Here is a 4,303-nt window from a genome sequence, read left to right as displayed (position 1 = left end):
GCGTGCTGGTGACGACCTCGCCCCAGGCGTTGTGGGCGTACTGCGTGGATCCGCCCGGAAAGAGCGTCGACGTCAGGCGCCCGATGCCGAAGCTGAAACCCGGCCCGGTCTGGCTGTGGTTCCAGACGAGCAGCGCGTCCGGCGCTCCTTCCTTCAGGTACTGGATGGCATTCAGCCGGCCCGCTGCGTCGTAGGCGATGCGCGCGGTCACGCCGCGGCTGTCGATGCGCGTCGACACGCGGCCGGCCGCGTCGACGCTGAGGTCGGTGACGCCACCCGCCGGATCGACCTGCGCCTTGACGCGGTTCAGCGGGTCATAGGTCACCCGGGTCTCGAGGTTCAGCGTGCCGGCACCGCGGACCACCTTGGTGACGAAGCCCTCGGCGTCGTATTCATGGCGTGTCACCGATCTCGGAGAGACYGGTGGCGACGGCAGGGTCTGCGCCTGCGCAGTGCAGGTCAGCGGCACGGCGAGCGAAGCRATGACGGCAAGCCGCCTGATGATGTCCAGCATGAATCCCCCTGATCTGTGTTGCGCTTGACGCGTCGCAGTCTTCCCAGGGGATGTGCAGAAACTATGGAGATCACCCGCGCCGCGTCGCGGCCACTCGCCATCGCAGCCCCGCATGTTCCAATCGGGGATTCCCGATCTGGAACTGCCATGGCCACGCTGAAACTGAAGAAAGCCGCGGGCAAGTCCGCCTCCGACAAACCGGCGCGCGCGCCATTGCGTGGTGCCGGGGCCGGCGTGCAGAAGCGCCCGACGCTGTCGCAGGCCCAGGCCGATCGCGCCGAGCGCGAGGCGCGCTACCAGGAACAACTGCGCCAGCGCTTCGGCGACCAGCCGCCGGCCGAGTTCGCGCGCCGCGGCGAGCCCTCCCGCCCGGAGCCGACCGGCCGCAAACCGCGGCCGACCGGACCATCGGGTCCGCGCCGTGACGAAGCACCCGCCCCATTCCAGTCCCAGGCCCGTCCTCCGCGCGAGCGCCGCGAGCCGCTGCCGCCGGCACGCCGCGCGGATCCGACCGCAGCGCCGCGCTCAGGCCCCAACACCGCGTTCGGCCTCCCATCGGGCCCCTCCGGACCGTCCGGCCCGCGCGACACGTCCTCGCGCAATCCGAGCCCGCGCCACGGCGTGCAGCGCGACAACGCGCCGCGCAACACCGCCTTCGGCAACAACCGCCCCGCCCCGCAGCGCTCCCAGCAGCGTTTCGAGCGCGACGACGACGAGCCGGTCTGGCACGCCGAGCAGCCCGGCAGCCTGCGCCTGTCCAAGCGCATGAGCGAGCTCGGCATCGCGTCGCGCCGCGAGGCCGACGAGTGGATCCCGAAGGGCTGGGTGCGCGTCGACGACCAGGTCGTCAAGGAACTCGGTTCGCGCGTGATGCCCGGCCAGCGCATCACCGTTGACGCCCAGGCCCGCCACCAGCAGGCGCAGCGCGTCACGGTGCTGATCAACAAGCCGGTCGGCTACGTCAGCGGCCAGGCGGAAGACGGCTACGAGCCGGCCTACGTGCTCGTGAAGCCCGAGAACCTGTGGCACGACGACAACTCCGGCACCCGCTTCCTGCACACCCACCTGCGCGGCCTCGCGCCGGCCGGGCGGCTCGACATCGATTCGGTCGGCCTGCTGGTGCTGACGCAGGACGGCCGCGTCGCCAAGCAGCTGATCGGCGAGAACAGCGAGATCGAGAAGGAGTACCTGGTGCGCGTGCAGCGCCCCGACGGCACGCGCCTGCCCGACAGCGAGCTCGCGCTGCTGAACCACGGCCTCGAGCTCGACGGCGAGCCGCTGCGCGAGGCCCAGGTCGAATGGGTCAACGACGACCAGCTGCGCTTCGTGCTGCGCGAAGGCAAGAAGCGCCAGATCCGGCGCATGTGCGAGGCGGTCGGGCTGGAGGTGCTGGGCCTCAAGCGCGTGCGCATCGGCCGCGTGATGCTGGGTGACCTGCCGGCCGGGCAGTGGCGCTACCTGCGGCCGGGCGAGGCGTTCTGAGCCTGTCGATGGCGGGCTCGTTGCCGTACACCGAACTGGCAGCGCCGTTCGGGCTGCGCGTGTGGTGGCTGYGGCTCGACGAGACGCCCGATGCCGCCGCACTCGCGACGCTGTCGGCCGACGAGGTCGCGCGCGGCCAGCGCTTCGTGTTCGAGGGCCTGCGGCGGCGCCACCTGGCGTCGCACGTCGCGCTGCGGGCCGTCCTCGCGCAGCAGACCGGCCTGCCCGCCGCCGCGCTGGTGTTCGGTGCCGGTCCGTTCGGCAAGCCCTTCCTGCACGCGCCGGCCGCCTGCGTCTTCAACCTGAGCCACAGCGACGATGTCGCGGTGATCGCGGTCGCGCCGGGCGCATCGGCGGGCACCGAGATCGGCGTGGATGTGGAGGTGCTGCGGCCGATGCGCGATGCGATCGCGCTGGCGGAACGCAATTTCACACCGGCCGAACAGCGCGCGCTGCTGGCGGCGCCACCCGAGCTGCGCGACCTCGCCTTCATGCGCGGCTGGACGCGCAAGGAGGCCTGCCTGAAGGCGATCGGCAGCGGGCTGTCGATTCCACCGGATGCGGTGGACGCCGGGCTGCAGCAGGACCTGGCCCCGCTGCAGGTCGTGCATGACGGCGCCCATCACGTGCTGCAGGTGCAATCGCTGCCGGAGCACGCCGGCACGGCACTCGCCGTTGCGCTGCGTGAAGCTAGCGCCCCGCCTTCCTGAAGGTCAGGTTGATCCGCGAGCGCCCGGTCGACGGATGCTCGCCGTCCGCGAGCGGCGCCACGCCATGGAACGCCAGCCGTGAGGCCCCGCCCCACACGACCACGTCGCCGTGCGCCAGCCGCAGCCGCTTCACCGGCGACTGCCGTTGCGTGCCCCCGAACAGGAACACCGCCGGCAGGCCCAGCGACACCGACACGATCGGTGCGCCGAAGTCCTCTTCATCGCGGTCCTGGTGCAGCGACAGCCGCGCCCCCGGTTCGTAGAAGTTGACGAGGCTCGCATCCGGCTCGAAGCCGTCGAACCCCGCGCAGGCCGCTGCATGCACGGCCAGCTCGCGAAAACTGCGCGGCATCGCCGGCCAGGCCGCGCCGGTCTGCGGATCGGTCGCCTGGTAGCGGTAGCCGCGCCGGTCGGACACCCAGCCGAGCGGCCCGCAGTTGGTCATCGCGACCGACATGCGCTGCCCGCCCGGCGTCACCAGGTGCCGCCATGGCGACGCCGCCAGCACCGGCTGCAGGTCGGCCAGCAAGGCGGGCGCACGCAGCAGCGCCAGCCGGCGCAACACCACCGCACCGTCGGCGATCACCTCCTGCGACGGCGGCGCATCGTCGATCGCATCGAACAGGTCACCGGTCATCGACGATCGGTCACTGTGCGCGCTGGAAGCCGGCGTCCGGCATGAACCAGCCGTCGCTGACCGGCTTCACCTCGAGCGTCTTCACCTCGTAGCTGTAGCTCAGCAGCGGGCCGCCCGCGGTGCCGGCCGGCTTGCCGTCGCCGCCTGTCCCACCGAGCAGGCCGCCCAGCAGGCTGCCGACGCTCGGTGCCGAGGTGTTGCCGCGCGCGGCCGACGCATCGTCGCCGCAGGCATTGCCGGCGGCCGTCCAGGCGAGCGTCATCGCCATCGGGTAGCCGCGCACCTTCTTCAGCTCGTTGCCCCAGGCCGCGGTCGTCTTCGCGTTGGCGCCGCCCAGGTTGCGCAGCAGCGCGCCCATCGAGCCGGTCACCTCCTTCGGCAGGTACTTGCCGAACGGATGCTCGCCGCCCGCTGACAGCGCCGCCGCATGGCGCGCCTGGAAGGCCTGCGTGATCGCCTGCACCTCCTTCACCGCACCCACCTCGGGCGTGGTCCACAGGTCGAGCTGCACCCGGTTGCTGTTGCGCCGGCCCTGCGGATCCTCCAGCTCCAGCACCCAGGCGAGCTGGAAGCGCTCGCTGTTGAACGCGCCGATCGCCTTGCGTTCGCCGGTGGCCACCACCTTCAGCTCGTTCTTCTTCAGCACCAGCGGGCACGACGGCTCGGACGGCTTCGACGGCTGCTCGGGCTGCTTCGGCTTGTCGGGTTGCTGCGGCTGCGCCTGCCGCGGGCAGCCGGTCAGCGGGCATTCGGTGTAGGTCTTCTTCGCGATGTTCTGCGTCCACACCAGCTTGCGGTCCAGCCGCGTGATGTCGGACGAGCGCGTGTCGCCGGCGAAGCTGCGCAGCAGCCGGTTGTCGAAACTCAGCACGCCGTCGTTGCGGCGCATGTCGGCGCGCGTCTCGGTGAGCTGCTGGCCGCGCATCACCGGCATGATGGCGCCGTCGATCGCGTAGGTGC

4 protein-coding genes and 1 pseudogene are annotated in these 4,303 nt (G+C 71.7%); 2 read left to right on the top strand and 3 right to left on the bottom strand.

The genetic code is table 11. From position 1 onward, the window contains the following. Positions 1-406: hypothetical protein (locus AC1DXV_RS31955; protein ID WP_477937506.1), on the bottom strand; the 406-nt coding region annotated here is incomplete at its 3' end. A gap of 255 nt (positions 407-661) precedes the next feature. Between AC1DXV_RS31955 and AC1DXV_RS31950 the strand changes: the two genes are divergently transcribed. Continuing rightward, on the top strand, positions 662-1,996 hold the full coding sequence (locus AC1DXV_RS31950) for a pseudouridine synthase (protein ID WP_477866074.1): 1,335 nt from the start codon (positions 662-664) through the stop codon (positions 1,994-1,996). An 8-nt stretch (positions 1,997-2,004) separates the two neighbouring features. After that, positions 2,005-2,706 (top strand): 4'-phosphopantetheinyl transferase family protein, encoded by a 702-nt coding sequence (locus AC1DXV_RS31945; RefSeq protein ID WP_477937504.1) that lies wholly within the window; start codon positions 2,005-2,007, stop codon positions 2,704-2,706. Here the strand turns inward: AC1DXV_RS31945 and alkB are convergent. Both alkB and AC1DXV_RS31935 read right to left on the bottom strand, forming a co-directional pair. Continuing rightward, the gene (gene alkB, locus AC1DXV_RS31940; RefSeq protein WP_477937502.1) at positions 2,687-3,343 is read right to left on the bottom strand and encodes a DNA oxidative demethylase AlkB; all 657 of its coding nucleotides are present in this window, start codon (positions 3,341-3,343) and stop codon (positions 2,687-2,689) included. The genes AC1DXV_RS31945 and alkB overlap by 20 nt on opposite strands. Positions 3,344-3,353: 10 nt before the next feature. Then, positions 3,354-4,303 (bottom strand): annotated as a pseudogene (locus tag AC1DXV_RS31935) (hypothetical protein); the annotation flags it as partial.

It is taken from the genome of Rhizobacter sp. P3_C12 (assembly GCF_056402735.1).
This window is presented reverse-complemented; position numbering and strand designations above follow the sequence as displayed.

What these genes read in the sequence shown, in the direction of transcription:
- alkB (WP_477937502.1), bottom strand. Translation starts at nt 3,343, where the DNA reads ATGACCGGTGACCTGTTCGATGCGATCGACGATGCGCCGCCGTCGCAG.
- AC1DXV_RS31950 (WP_477866074.1), top strand. Translation starts at nt 662, where the DNA reads ATGGCCACGCTGAAACTGAAGAAAGCCGCGGGCAAGTCCGCCTCCGAC.